This is a genomic window from Micrococcaceae bacterium Sec5.1, assembly GCA_039636795.1.
GTDB lineage: Bacteria > Actinomycetota > Actinomycetes > Actinomycetales > Micrococcaceae > Arthrobacter.
Genome location: CP143430.1, coordinates 2,669,608 through 2,682,732 on the forward strand (window position 1 = coordinate 2,669,608; position 13,125 = coordinate 2,682,732).

Genomic DNA, 13,125 nt, shown 5'->3' on the forward strand with positions numbered 1-13,125 from the left:
AATGGGGGAGAGGACGAGCCGGACCGGCGCAAGCGAGGTCCGGCTCGTCGTCGTGCTCGGGCACTTGCGTCAAAGCCGTCCAGAAGCTGATTCGCCCGCTAGCGACGGCCCATCACCGCTTTCCTCGGGGTGCGATGCATCCAGGACTTCGACTGCGTATTGCACCACCGCTTTGGCCCGGTTTGTGAGGACCGCTTCCTTGGGCCACACCGCGACGACGGAGGTTTGGCCGGCACGGGGGCGGAGGTGCCTGGTGACGAGCCCTCTGCCTTCGCTCGAAACGGGGATCTGGTTGGGCCGCGACATCAGCAGACTATAGCCGAGTCCCCGCCCGACCATTGCCCGGACAAGATCTATTTGCGGTACTACGGCCCGGAGATGTGCTTTGAGTCCGCGCTGGGAGAACATCAACTGCGTATATTCGGTGCTGGGCGCCGTGTTCAGCATGATGAGCGGCTTGGTAGCCAAAGCTTCCAGTTCAATGTCCTCCTCCCGGGCAAGGGGATCGTCTGCGCCCAGAACGGCCATGACTTCGGTTTCGTAGATGACTTTGCGCTCCACGTCCGCGGGCAGGCCGATGTCATAGACGATCGCAGTGTCCAGGCTTCCGTCTTCCAGAGCGGGCAGCAGGTCGGCATGGTCCCCAACCGTGATGCTGACTTCAACCTTTGGGTGAAGTTTGGCCATGCCCTCGAGGACGGCGGGGAGCACGTTGCTTGCCAGGCCTGTGTAGCAGCCCAGTGACACAGGACCCTTGAGCTCGCCTCGAAGTTCCCCCAATCCGTCTGCCAGCGCGCTGGCTTCCCGAAGCAATTCCCCGGCCCGCTTTGCGAAGTGGCGTCCAGTGGGTGTCAGGTGCATTCCCTTGGCTTTCCTGCGGATGCACAGCTGTTCCCCCAGTGCTGCCTCCAGTTCACTGATGGCGTGGGAGAGCGCGGATTCGGAGATGTGCAGCTGTTGTGCTGCTGACCCCAAGGTGCTGTGTTCGGGGAGCGCGGCGAACAGTTCGAGCTGTCGAAAGGTGAACTTCGGCACTTGAGTCTCTATTCCTAAGAAATCGAATTACTTCCACTGATATCCGCAGTTTACTGGAGAATGTTTTCCCGTGACACTGATTACACGACGACGTACCAGCAGCACCGGTACACAATGACGTGCCAGTAGGAGAGCAAGCGATGACGACACAAGCGGGCGGGTGCCCGTTCCACGGGAACGCGGCGATTATCCAAACGACAGCAGCCCCGGTTCGCGGCAGCGGGGGAGAGGAGCCTGCAACCGTTTCACCGGATGCCGCTGACTACCCGGTGGCTGATTGGGTTGACGTAGCCGCCCTTGCAACTGATCCTTACCCGACTTATGCCCGGCTCCGGGCCGAGTCTCCGGTGGCGTGGGTTCCTCAGCTTAACAAGTTCCTGGTGACGACTTACGCCGGTTGCCACACGGTTGAACAGGACCAGGAGCTGTTCAGCGCGAACGTTTCGGGTGCGACGATGACCCGTGCGATCGGCGCCCAGCCAATGTTGCGCAAAGACGATCCGGAGCACTCAGTAGACAGGGCGCCTGTAAATCCTGTTCTTCGCCCCAAGTCCATCAAGGAAGTCTGGGGACCGGTTTTTGAGCGTAACGCCGAGGCCTACCTTCAGAAAGTCGCCGAGCTGGGGCCGGAGGAAGCAGACCTGAACCGGGATTACGCAGCTCCCGTGGCATCGCAGAACCTTATTGACCTCCTGGGATTGAAGGACGTTTCCGTGGAGCAGGTGCGGCGCTGGTCTCACGACTTCATCGCTGGGATGGGAAATGTTCTGGATGATCAGTCGATCTGGGATCGGTGTGATGCCGCTACCGCGGAGGCTGATCGCTTGCTGGAGGAGCTCATCCCCTATTACCGGCAGAATCCGGACGCCTCGATGGTGTCCGCTTTTGCCAACAGTGGACTCCCCACCGCGAATGTTGCGGCCAACGTCAAACTGACCATTTCCGGTGGTATGAACGAGCCGCAGCATGTGGTTACCAACATGGTGTGGGCGCTGAGCAATCATGGGGACCAACGCGAGCAGGTCCTTGCTGATCCAGCTTTGTGGGCATCAGTGTTTGATGAGGCGGTCAGATGGCAGTCACCGATCGGAATGTACCCCCGGGAAACGACACGGGAAACTGTCCTCGGAGGCGTCCGTATACCTGCCGGCGCCGGTGTCGGCGTCGTCGTGGCATCTGCCAACCGCGACGCGGGCCACTTCGGCGCTTCAGCTGCAGAATTCGATATCAATCGGACCAAACGCCCCCACCTCGCCTTCGGCAGCGGCGTCCACCTCTGCGCCGGTCACTGGGCGGCGAAGACCTCCATTGGCCAGATCGCCGTGCCGATGGCCTACGAGCGCTTTCCGGGCCTGCGCGTGGACAAGCGACGGAGTGAAAGCTGGGATGGCTGGGTCTTCCGCGGACTGACCAGCCTGCCCGTCACCTGGAACTAACCCAACTACCCATTACCAAAAGGAGCAACGATGCCCAGCGTCACCTACACCCAGCCCAATGGCACCCAACAAACCCTCCAGGTCGAGTCAGGCACTACCCTGATGCGCGCTGCTGTCAACAACGGCGTCGACGGCATCATCGGCGAATGTGGAGGCCAGGCCATGTGCGCCACCTGCCACGTCTACGTCCGCCCGGAATATGCGCAAGCGCTCCCGGACATCAGCGATGACGAAGACGAAATGCTTGACTGCGCCACGGCCGAGAGGACGGACAGCTCCCGGCTCGCCTGCCAGATCCAACTCAACGCGGAGCTCTCGGAGATTGTCGTGGACATCCCGGTCGGCCAACTCTAGAACGGGGACAGTGATATGAGCGTTGTCATCATTGGTGCCGGACAGGCCGGCCTGCAGCTCGCCGACTCTCTGCGGACAGAAGGATACGACGGCAAGATCGAGGTGATAGGCGAGGAATTCGGTGTGCCCTATCAGCGCCCCCCTCTGTCAAAGGACTACCTCGCTCCGGGTAAGGAAGCAGCTCCATTGCCGTTGCGCGGCCCATCCTTCTTCCTCGATAAGCACATCACGCTTCATGCAGGGGTTCGGGCACTGACTGTTGACCGGCCTGAACGCACGGTGAAAACCACTGAAGGGATGCTCGAATACGACCACCTCGTTTTCGCAACCGGCGCCAGAAACAGGATGCTGAGCTGCCCGGGCGCCCTCCTGCCCGGCGTCCATGGTCTAAAAACACTCTCGGATGCAGAGGCATTGCACATGGCGCTGCCCGCGGCCCGCAACATCGTGATCATCGGTGCCGGATTTATCGGACTCGAATTCGCGGCGGCAGCCTTGGCACACGGATGCAACGTCACAGTCCTGGAATTCGCTCCCCGTCCAATGGGACGAGCGCTGACTCCCGTCATGAGCGAATGGTTCGCAGGCGCCCTTCGCTCCCAAGGCATAAGCCTGCGCCTCGATGAAGGAATTGAGCGCTTCGAGCCTGGAACTGATGGCCGGGTAGCAGCCGCAATCTCCACCTCAGGGGCTTCCTACCCAGCAGATCTCGTCCTCGTCGGCATTGGCGTACAGCCCAACGACACCTTGGCTCGCGACAGCGGAATCGAAACAAGCAACGGAATCGTCGTCGATGAAACACTCCGCACAGCAGACCCCGCTATTCTGGCAATCGGCGACTGTGCGAATTTCCCCAGCGCGCATTCCTTGGGCAATTTGCGCCTGGAGTCCGTGCAAAACGCCACCGACCAGGGACGTCACGCGGCACGTACAATCCTGGGAACAGAAAGCCCCTACAATGCACTCCCGTGGTTTTGGTCCACCCAGGGCCCCTACAAGCTGCAGATGGCAGGCATTCCACAACCCAATGACGACATTCTCATCTTGGGCGACCAGAGCGAAGCAAAGTTCTCAGTCCTCTGCTTCAGGCAAGGCATCCTCGCAGCTGTGGAATCGGTCAACAACGCCGCGGACCATATGGCGGCCCGCAAACTACTCTCCGCAGGCACCGCCATCACCCGTAACCTAGTGGAAAGCGAGGGCTTCACCCTCAAGGCTGCCACTAGGGAGGTATCGCTTGTCAGCCCAGTCCCCTAATGGATGGACCCCCACCGGGATGGACCTGAATCTGTTGATGCCCCTGCGTGTGTTGCTGGAGGAGCGCAACGTCAGCGCGGCCGCTCTTCGGTTGAATGTCAGTCAGCCCACCGCTTCCACATTTCTTGCCAAGCTTCGTCGGTACTTTGATGACCCTCTGCTGGTGCGGGAAGGCAATATCTACAGATTGTCCCCTCTGGCAATGCGCTTGAAGGAAGAGCTACCGGGCGCCCTGCGGTCTCTCGAACAGATCATGAGGGCCAAATCGGAGTTCAATCCTTCCACCAGCGATCACGAATTCACCATTTTGGCCACGGACTATGCCAGTTGGCGCGTCGGCACCCAGCTGCTTCCCCGACTTGAGTCCTTGGCTCCGGGGATCAAGATCAGGTTCGACCATGTCCTTCCCGCCCACGTCGACGGCGCGCCCGAGTCCCTCAAAGATGTGGATGGCATGCTGCTGCCGCACGGCTACCTCGCCCAACAGCCCTACTTGGACGTCCTCCTTGACGATTGGACATGCTTGGTCGCCAGCGACAACCCGCACTTGGGGGAGCGCCCTTCACGGGAAGAACTTCTGGCGATGCCGTGGATCATGACCATCAGTGGCAGGGGAGCGTTTACTCCCGCCGCACGGCAACTTCAGATAGCCGGGATCGACCCAGTGGTAAGCACCATTACCCCAAATTTCTTCGTCATTCCTTCCCTGATTGAAGGATCCAACAAGGCCGCCTTGATGCCCGGGGCGTTAGCCCGGAGGGCAGTCCAAAGCTCAAGCCGACTCCGCCTTGTGGACCCTCCTATCCCTCTGTCTGCGCTTTCAGAGGCCTTCTGGTGGCACCGGGACCGAGAACACGAGCCCGCGCACCGCTGGTTCCGCCAGCAGTTGGAACTGGCCTGTGCGCCGCTGCTTCGAGCGCCCTCGGAAGAGTTTTAACACCGCTCAAGGCAGACCTTCCACTATCTGGTTTTCCAATAGTTCCTATTGGAAAATCCCGCTTCCCAATAGCTATGAGCCAGCTCACACTGAAATAGCCGGCAGATAACAAGCAATGGAAATTTGCTACGGCTTTACAGAAAGGATCGACGATGATCCACCTCCTCTCACATCTTTCCCACATCGAGATTTACGCGAGCGATCTCGAGGAATCCGTCCGCTATTACGAAGAGCAGGTTGGTCTTCGGGTCGTGGACCGTGCACACGGCAAGGTGTACCTCCGTTGTTGGGGTGACTACTACGCGTACAGCGTGGTCTTGACTCCCGGAAATGAGCCTGGGATGGTGTCGATGGCGTGGCGCACCTCCAGCGACGAAGCGCTTCAGGAAGCTGCGCGGCGGCTTGACGCAACAGCATATGCCGGAGGTTGGAAGGATGCGGGAGAAGGCCTCGGGCGCTCCTACGTCTTTACAGGACCGTACGGCCACACAATGCAGCTTTTCTGGGAAGTTGACCTTTACAAGGGCGAAGGCGAATTCGCTTCGACGTACCCTGACCGGCCTTCCAAAAGGAGCAACCAAGGCATCGCGCCCCGCCAACTGGATCACGTCACCATCGCCGCTTCCGATGTTGAGGGATTTGCCACGTGGTACAACGAGATGCTGGGCTTCCGCATCATGGCCTTCGCAGGCTTGGAGCACCCGGACATCACTTTCTTTGGGGTCCTGACCACCAACGAGAAGTCACACGATCTGGGAATTCTGCTCGATGCTTCCGACCGTCCCGGTCGCATTCATCACTACGCCTTCTGGGTGGATAACCAGGCTGAGCTGGCCCGCGCGGCAGACCTCCTCATCGAGAACGGCACACCCATGGAGTTCGGTTCAGGCATTCACGGTATCGGTGAGCAGGATTACCTGTACTTCCGGGAGGCAAGCGGCCTACGAATTGAGGTCAATACCGGCGGATACCGTAACTACGTGCCTGACTGGAAGCCAAACCGCTGGACCCCTGCCCTCGGGGCGAACGATCTCTACCGGAACAGGGAACTGCCGCAGTCGATGCTGGAGGCGTTCCCGCCCGCAGCAGCACCAACCGCTACCGAGCAGGGCCTTGTTCCCGGCACCGAAGCCGAACTTATTGAACAAGCGGCGCTGCGAACGGAGAGGTTCATTGGATCATGACCGCATTCCCGGAATCAAAGCAGAGTTTGTCCTCTTTCACTGACTCCGTCGGCCTTACCTGGCGCCATTGGGCCTACTTCACACTCATTACGCTCGTCCTCCTGGCAGACGGGATGGAAGTTACGATTATCAGCCACACCTTCCCTTCGCTTGTGAAGGAGTGGGGTGTCTCTGTGGGCGGCGGTATCACCCTCATCGTGACTGCTGGCTTCATCACTATGGGAATCGGCGCGATCATCGCCGGACGTCTTGCTGATGTGCTGGGAAGAAAGACAGTGTTGACCAGCGCCGCCGGCCTCTTCTCCATCGCAACGACGCTAGGGGCAACATCCCCGGATTTCACCGCTTTCACCATGTGGCGGCTCGTGGCTTGCTTCGGCATCGGCGCCGTGATGCCAACCGGCGTCACTCTCCTTGCTGATCTGGTTCCAGCCAAGCGACGCGGGGCAATGGTTGCGGCAGCATATGCGGGCGTAGGACTGGGAACGACGGTTGGTGCAGCACTCGCCGGCCTGCTGATACCCAGTGGCGGTTGGAGGGCGCTTCTCGTTGCAGGCGGCCTTGCCCCGGTGGCCATCATCATTGTGCTTGCATTCCTCGTGCCCGAACCGCCTGCTTTCCATGCCGCCCGTGGGGCGACTGAGAGAGCGAAACAGGGACTGGCGCGCCTTGTTCCGAAGGTTGATCTCGCACATGTCGATCTGACGCCACCGGCAAAGGGAGACACTAAGGAAGCCCTTAAAGTCGTTGTCTCCAAACGCTTTGCCGTCACGACCATACTCCTCTGGGTCTTCGGGTTCTTCTCCCTCGGTACGCAGTTGCTGATCGCCCAGTATCTTCCGACGCTCCTCCAGCAGCCCGTCCCCGGCCTCAACACGGTGCAGAGCAGCACCATCGTGGGTGCATATGGATTCTCCAGCGTTCTTGGTGGACTGGTCCTTGGGGCCATTTTGACCAAGGTATCCCGATACTTGACCATTGGCCTCGTCCTTGGAATGTCCGTAGCAATGACCCTGGTCATCGCTCTTGTACCGAGTCCCGGGTTTTCCACGTTGTTGCCGCTCTTCACGATCGCTGGCTTCATCCTGCCGACAGGCTTCGGCCCTACACGCAACATCCTCGCCACTGCTGCTTACCCGACGGCGGTCCGCGGCACCGGCGTCGGAATGACAGAACTCGGAGCACGCCTTGGTTCGGCCGCCGGAGGAGCGGCCGGCGGCACCCTGATAGGTGCCGGACTGAGTCTCTCGGCCATTTTCCTCGCGCTCCTTGTACCTCTCGCAGTCCTGCTTGGCGCTCTCGTCGGCTTGAGAGCCGAAGCGAAACGAACGGGAGAAACCGGGGCGGAGGCCTCCGAAGAAGTAGCCGGTCCGGTCCTTGCCGCACCTACCGTTGCCAACTGACGCCGTCGTCGTTCCTCTGCCTTGGATTATTTGATGGCGCCTGCCCCGATTCCTTTGACGATGTGCCGCTGCGCCAGCAGATAGAAGACGATGACGGGAACAATCGATATCGCAGTTGCCGCCAGGAGGATTTGTTGTTGCGGTGTTTCTGCCGAATCGAAGCTGGTCAGGCCTCGCTGTATGGGCATGAGTGAATTGTCGTCGAAGAGAACAAGGGCCATTAGATATTCGTTCCATGCAGCCAGTCCTTGGATTACAGCTACCGCCGCCAAGCCCGGCTTGGCCAAGGGGAGGATGACGCTGGCGAAGATCCTGAGGGAGGAAGCGCCATCAAGAGCCGCCGCTTCCTCAAGATCCTTGGGCTGGCTGGCAAAGAAGCTGCGCATGATCAAGGTGGCCATGGGAACACCTGAAGTGATGAGGATCAGGACGTAACCTACCCGGCTGTTGGTGAGCCCGAGGTCGGTGAGTAGCCGGTATTGGGCGAGGAACATAGCCGGGGCCGGGATAATCATGACGGCGAGAATCACGACTGTGAAGATGCTCTTGCCCCGGAACTCCATGCGGGCCAGGGCGTAGCCGGCCATGCTCGATGCCACGAGAATCCCGGCGACTGCCGCCAACGTGTACGTAATGCTATTGAGCAGGTACATGCCCAGATCGCCCTGCACCCATGCCGTGACGTAATTTTCCCAATGCGCATCAAGGGGCACGAGGCTTTTTCCCGCAAGTAACTCCTCCAACGACTGGAGGGAGCCGGAAACCATCCACAGGAGGGGGAAGAGCGCTATGAGGGCTGCGACGATCAGCAGTCCGTACAGACCGATTTTGTCAGGCCGGATCCGACTCCTGCGAACGCGCACGTGCTGATCCTGGGGTGCAGCACCGGCGGGGATGCGAGCCCGATGTTCGGCGACTTCAGTGTTCTTCAATGACATCAGAGGCTTCTTTCGGATGATTGGTGTGTCCTCATGCCCGGGACCGCCTGGCTGAGACGGCAAGCTGAACCAGAGAGAGCAGCACGAGGGCACCGCCGAAGACAACCGACATGGCGGCAGCGCTGCCATACTCGTGGTTGGTAAAAGCTTCAGCATAAATTTGCAGGGTCGGAACCATCGTGTGATAGCCGGGTCCTCCGTTCGTCAGCACCTGGACGGTGCCAAAGACCTGCAGTGCCGCCAAGAGGGTGAGCAGGCTGACAATGGTGGTTACAGGCGCCAGCTGCGGCCAGGTGATGAACCGGAATTTCGACCACGCCCTGGCCCCGTCCAATTCAGCGGCTTCGTAAAGTTCCGAGGGAATGTCCTGGAGTCCTGCGAGGAAAAGCAGGAATCCGAAGCCCCAGTGGAACCAGATGAACACCGCAATGACCGATGGCAGCGCGAGGGCAGGATCGCCGAGCCAGTTTTGTTGGAAGGCGCCGAGTCCCACGATCTCGAGCATGCGATTGAGGACTCCGGATTGCGGTGAGAAGAGCGAGGTAAAGATCAAACCAACGACGACGACCGAGAGGACTCCGGGAAGATAGAAGACTGTCCGGAAGAAGGTTTTTCCTCGTACCACTTTGTTGACTGCCACGGCCATGGCGATCGCGAGACCGTTACCGATGAAGAAACCGACCAGAGCGAAGACTGCGACGTTCTGCATGGATGCCCAGAACGCTTCGTTCTTAAACACTGACTCGTAGTTCTTCCAGCCGATAAAGGGCGTGTCCGGGCTGACACCGTCCCAGCTCTGGAAACTGAGCAGGATGGCTTGCGCGAATGGAGTGATGGTGAACGTAGCTATCAGAACGATCGCAGGGGAGAGGAAGAAAAGCCCGAGCAGCGTCTTGCGCGCGCTGCCTCTGCGTCGCGGCGCCCCGAAGGAGCGCCGCGACGCAGATGTCGCGAGGTGGGGGGACATCAGCTCTTATCCTGGGCAGCCTGCAGGTCATCCAGGACCTGGTCGATCGTAAGCTCGCCGAGGACAAGGCCCTGCGCATCCCGGATGATAGCGGTGTTCACGTTGGTCTTGATGGTGTTCGGCAGAACCTGCATGTCCTTAACACCTGCCCCAAATCCGGAAAGTTGGGGCGATAGTGTCCCGCTTGCCAGCAGCTCAGGGTTCGATGGCATGATGTGACCCACTTCAGCGAAGACCTTCTGCTGTGAAGGAGCAGTCAGCCATTTGACGAACTCCAGCGCTTCCTTGGGGTGCTTACCCTTCGGATTGATGACTGCGCCCTTTCCAGGAAGGCCCGGTGAGCGGGGTGCAAGCTTGCCGTTGGCGGCCGGCGGAACGGTCAAAGAGATGAAGCTGTTGTAGTCGGGGGCGGTCTTGAATCCGACCGAGACTCCGGGGGAAGCGTCGAAAATGGCGCCAACTTCATGCTTGCTGAAAAATGATGCTTCCACGGTGGGATTGTCATTTTGGCCGCCCGTAAGGGAGCCGTTGGCAATGACGCCGGCCTTTTTCAAATCCACGAGCAGTTGGAAGGCATTGCGCCACCCCTCGGACTTCCAGCTGGCCTTGCCGTCAAAAGTCGCGGAGATCTCATCGTCCGTCAGCCAGTTTGAGGCGAACCCCTGGATAAGCTGGGGTGTCAGCGAGGCTGCGACAGAGAAGGTGCCCTGGCCGTTCTTGCTGGCCGCTGCGAGTTTTGAGATGAGTTCACTGGACGTCTTTGGCAGGGCCTTGGGGTCGATGCCCGTCGCTGCCGTGTCCAGGAGGAGCCCGTACGTCTGGGTTTCCCAATGCGCCGTGTAGATTCCGGCGGGAACACCCAGGTTATTCCCATCTGCGAACGTAGACATGTTGATCACGGCGGGGCTGAAGTTCTTGCCCCAGTCTCCCTGCAACTCCGATTGAAGGTTCATCGCCCAGCCGGCCTTGTAGAAGGGCGCCATGTCCGTTGCATTGAAAGAGGAGTAGATGTCAGGCATGGATTTCGACTGTGCTTTTGCCTGCAGCTTGGGCAGATAATCAGTCGGGCCGGGCGAATCAACCGTGATTTTGATGCCCTTCTCCTTGGAGTACTGCTCCGCGAGCTGATTCAGGGCCGCTTCCTGTCCGCGGGATTGGTTAAGGAAGGTCAACTCAACCGCACCAGAGCTGTCACCGGACGCGTTCGTGGAGCCGCCGCCAGCGGAACAGCCCTGGAGGAAGAGTGAAGCGGCGACTGCAACCGCGCCGACGGTAACAGCCCGACGCCGGATGGTTGCCGGACTTGCTGGAGTACTGCTGTTTTTACGCATGAATTCTCACCTTTGAAAAGGACGTAAGGAGTGGGGGAGTTTTGGATTCTGTTGTTCAAGGAACGAGTTCAGGACCGCCTTGGCAGCGCGGAGGCGCCGGGCCTCCTGAATGGCGGACCGGGCGGACAGCTGATTTCATGGGCACGATGATTGCTCCACCAAGGCCGAAGATGGTTGGAGGTATGCGCTGGATGTGATGGCTTGGTGTTCGATAACCGCCACACCTTGCGACTCGAGGACCATTCCAGCTGTTGGGCCTCCGCTCAGCAGATCTGTGCCTCTGGCGGTGAGAGTTACAGGAACGCAGCCATGGTTGATCACGAAGCTCACTTCGCCGCGCCGGACGGTCTCAACCCATCCTTCTCCGTCGGGTATCTCCGTAGCCGTATCGAATGCGATGCCTGCTTCGCCGAGCAAGGTGTGGACCAGCTCGGTCATCGCGCGGGGTTCCAGACGGGTGGCCAAATACCACGCTGCGCCGTTCCCCGTGGATCTGCGCGTGAGGGCAGGCATTCCCTTAAGGTGGCCTTGTCCGAAGCGCGCCTTGACCTCTGCGTCCTGGATGCGTACCGCTTCGCTCCATCCAAGAGCCGTGGCGCCGCCGCCGGCAAATACGTCGCCGAGCACTTCTACTGTTGGAGGGATGGTCGCGTCGGGCCGAACCGGGATGGAGCCGGGTCGCTGCCATGCAGCCGCAAGGGGTACGAACTCTTCGATCCACGCCCCCAGGGTCTGCTGCAGCTTGCCAAGATAGCCGTTCAGCCGGACATGCAGGGACTCATCGAGGATCGCCGATTGGGCTGTGACGAAAACGGTCGATCCGGAGTTGGCGGCCTTGTCCAGAGCGTCAAGTTGGGCGTCTGTTGCTACGAGGAGGTTGGGGACGATGATGAGGGGATATGCGGCGAGGTCCTCATCGCCGCGAACGAAATCGACCACGATACCGGCCCTTGTCATGGCTGCGTGCCAAGGAGCTACGAGGGCGAGATAGCTGGATTCGACTGGTTGCCCGCGCTGCTCCAAGGCCCACCAACTGTTCCAATCGAAAACGATCGCCGCCTGGGCGGGGACGTGTTTGCCCATGAGCTGGGGGAGTCTGTCCAGCTCGTGCCCGAGCTGGGCTACTTCGCGCCAGATCCGCGTGTCGGTCCCGGAATGGGGCAGCATCGCTGAGTGGAATTTCTCTGCGCCAGCTGCGGATTGGCGCCACTGGAAGAAGAGAATTCCGTCGGCTCCACGGGCCATGGCCTGGTAGGACAATGCCCGCATCTGCCCTGGCGTCTTGGGAGCGTTCTCTGGCCGGGTGATAACAGCGCCGGTGGACTGTTCCATCAGGATCCACGGCTTGCCCCTGCCCAAGGACCGCATGAGGTCGCGCGCCATGGCTGCGCCGAGGGGCGCGTCGGGGTCTGCAGGATCGGGGTACAGATCATCTGAAATGACATCGACGTGTTGCGCCCATTGCCAGTAGTCCGCACCGCGGAAGACACCCATGAAGTTGGTGGTCACCGGTATGTCCGGCGTTACTTCTCGCAGGATGGCTTTCTCGGCAAGGAAGCAGCCGAGCAGTTCGTCAGAGCTGAAGCGGTCAAAGTCGAGCAGTTGGGTGGGGTTTGCGAAGGCTGCTGTCGTCCGCGGAGGCAAGACCTCGGCGAAGGACCCGTAGCGCTGGGACCAGAAGGCTGTACCCCAAGCATGGTTGAGTCCGTTGACGTCGACGTATTTCTTTTCAAGCCAGCGTCGGAAAGCTGCCGCCGATTCGTCGCAATAGCAGCGGGCCACATGGCATCCGTACTCGTTGTTGATATGCCATAGGGCCAGCGCGGGATGCTGACCATACCGCTCGGCAAGCTTTCGTGCGAGCCGTCCCGCGGCTGAACGGTAGGCTGGCGAGCTCGGGCAGTATGTCTGGCGTGAGCCCGGGGCCAAGCGGACGCCGTCGGCTGTCACCGGAAGTGACTCCGGATAGGCCAAGGAAAACCATGGCGGAGGTGAAGCCGTCGCCGTTGCAAGATCGACGCGGATGTTCCCAGCGTGGAGGTTGTCCAAGGCCCGGTCGAGCCATTCGAAATCGTACTGGTTCTCTTTCGGCTCCAGCATGGCCCAGGAGAAAACGCCAACAGTTGCGAGATTGACTCCTGCAGCCTTCATCAGGCGAACGTCTTCAGGCCATATCGATTCGGGCCACTGTTCGGGGTTGTAGTCACCGCCGTACCACGGGGTGGTGGAGAACGCGGAGCGCATAGCTGCCTCTCTCATTGGTGATGGAAGGAAAAAGCGTGG

The 13,125-nt window shown here is 60.1% G+C and carries 11 protein-coding genes; 6 read left to right on the forward strand and 5 right to left on the reverse strand.

Annotated features, from left to right (window positions below):
- Positions 1 to 69: 69 nt before the first annotated feature.
- On the reverse strand, positions 70 to 1,035 hold the full coding sequence (locus VUN82_12215) for a LysR substrate-binding domain-containing protein (protein ID XAS74540.1): 966 nt from the start codon (positions 1,033 to 1,035) through the stop codon (positions 70 to 72).
- 140 nt (positions 1,036 to 1,175) lie between these two features.
- On the opposite strand from VUN82_12215, the gene VUN82_12220 reads away from it, so the two are divergent.
- The 6 genes from VUN82_12220 to VUN82_12245 all read left to right on the forward strand — a co-directional run bounded on the left by VUN82_12220 (position 1,176) and on the right by VUN82_12245 (position 7,606).
- Entirely contained in the window at positions 1,176 to 2,471 is a 1,296-nt protein-coding gene (locus VUN82_12220) for a cytochrome P450 (GenBank protein XAS74541.1), read from the forward strand.
- 30 nt (positions 2,472 to 2,501) lie between these two features.
- Positions 2,502 to 2,825 carry a 2Fe-2S iron-sulfur cluster-binding protein gene (locus VUN82_12225; GenBank protein ID XAS74542.1) on the forward strand — a complete coding sequence of 108 codons (324 nt, stop codon included), beginning with the start codon at positions 2,502 to 2,504 and terminating at the stop codon, positions 2,823 to 2,825.
- A gap of 15 nt (positions 2,826 to 2,840) precedes the next feature.
- On the forward strand, positions 2,841 to 4,082 hold the full coding sequence (locus VUN82_12230) for an FAD-dependent oxidoreductase (GenBank protein ID XAS74543.1): 1,242 nt from the start codon (positions 2,841 to 2,843) through the stop codon (positions 4,080 to 4,082).
- 19 nt (positions 4,083 to 4,101) lie between these two features.
- A complete protein-coding gene (locus tag VUN82_12235; protein XAS74544.1) occupies positions 4,102 to 5,019 on the forward strand; it encodes a LysR family transcriptional regulator in 918 nt (305 codons plus the stop codon).
- A 152-nt stretch (positions 5,020 to 5,171) separates the two neighbouring features.
- On the forward strand, positions 5,172 to 6,203 hold the full coding sequence (locus VUN82_12240) for a VOC family protein (GenBank protein ID XAS74545.1): 1,032 nt from the start codon (positions 5,172 to 5,174) through the stop codon (positions 6,201 to 6,203).
- Complete coding sequence (locus tag VUN82_12245; GenBank protein XAS74546.1) at positions 6,200 to 7,606, forward strand: MFS transporter; 1,407 nt, start codon at positions 6,200 to 6,202, stop codon at positions 7,604 to 7,606. Before VUN82_12240 ends, VUN82_12245 begins: the two co-directional genes overlap by 4 nt.
- 26 nt (positions 7,607 to 7,632) lie before the next feature.
- Here VUN82_12245 and VUN82_12250 read toward each other — a convergent pair whose 3' ends face one another.
- The 4 genes from VUN82_12250 to VUN82_12265 all read right to left on the reverse strand — a co-directional run bounded on the left by VUN82_12250 (position 7,633) and on the right by VUN82_12265 (position 13,101).
- Complete coding sequence (locus VUN82_12250) at positions 7,633 to 8,544, reverse strand: carbohydrate ABC transporter permease (GenBank protein ID XAS74547.1); 912 nt, start codon at positions 8,542 to 8,544, stop codon at positions 7,633 to 7,635.
- Between the two features lie 31 nt (positions 8,545 to 8,575).
- Positions 8,576 to 9,511 carry a sugar ABC transporter permease gene (locus tag VUN82_12255; protein ID XAS74548.1) on the reverse strand — a complete coding sequence of 312 codons (936 nt, stop codon included), beginning with the start codon at positions 9,509 to 9,511 and terminating at the stop codon, positions 8,576 to 8,578.
- A complete protein-coding gene (locus VUN82_12260) occupies positions 9,511 to 10,842 on the reverse strand; it encodes an extracellular solute-binding protein (protein XAS74549.1) in 1,332 nt (443 codons plus the stop codon). Before VUN82_12260 ends, VUN82_12255 begins: the two co-directional genes overlap by 1 nt.
- 135 nt (positions 10,843 to 10,977) lie before the next feature.
- Positions 10,978 to 13,101 (reverse strand): beta-galactosidase, encoded by a 2,124-nt coding sequence (locus tag VUN82_12265; GenBank protein ID XAS74550.1) that lies wholly within the window; start codon positions 13,099 to 13,101, stop codon positions 10,978 to 10,980.
- Positions 13,102 to 13,125: the final 24 nt, after the last annotated feature.